1 protein-coding gene is annotated in these 752 nt (G+C 41.9%); it reads right to left on the bottom strand.

The window, feature by feature from the left end; all coding sequences use genetic code 11:
* On the bottom strand, nt 1-752 hold a 752-nt coding region (locus AC1DUA_RS39595; RefSeq protein WP_477504875.1), incomplete at both ends, for a PepSY-associated TM helix domain-containing protein.

Genomic DNA, 752 nt, shown 5'->3' with positions numbered 1-752 from the left:
CCATTATATTGATCAATATGAAGGGTCGTTTGCTTCTTCGGATCTGCTGTTGTTGAATAGATCGTGTATACGCCTTTTTCACTTGCGGGTAGGGCTATTTGGTAGCCTGGCGCAAGTTCCATACTTTTACCAATATCCATCACTTGCTCAATAGAAATGGAACCACTTGAGCTAGCAGTAGAATTAGGTATCGGAAGTTGTTCTGCCGCCCAGGGGACTCCTTTAACAACATCTTTGGTCGGTACAGTTGACTCAGGTTTTTGTGGATCAAAAGAGAAGAATCCTTGAGGGTATGTAGCTGTTTTGTTTATATAAGTTCCTAAAACGCCAGACCATGGTAAGCCAGTTAAGATTAATGCGGCAATGAACAGAGATAACCAAAATGCGGTCACAGCGTGCATATCACGCCAGAACATCCGCTTCCCCTTACCCATACGCGGAAGAATTATGCCGTAGATCGATTTTTTACCCCTCGGCCACCACAAATAGATACCTGTGATTAAAAGAATCATCGCCCAGCAGGCAGATAATTCAATGATGCGATCCCCTGTTTTTCCAATCATTAATTTCCCATGAAAATCTCTTATTAACTGCATGAGTTTTGTATTTGGATTAACGTCTCCAAGTACTTTCCCGTCATAAGGATTCATATATACGAGCAAGGGTTGCCCATTATTACTTATTTCTAATTCTGAAGAGCGGTTTGGTTCGTAAGATGGTTTTACTTTTTGCAGTTTGGCCTCCGGATAAGC

It is taken from the genome of Paenibacillus sp. 01T422, assembly GCF_056398785.1.
The sequence above is the reverse complement of the archived record's forward strand: the minus strand, read 5'-3'. Positions and strand labels throughout refer to the sequence as shown.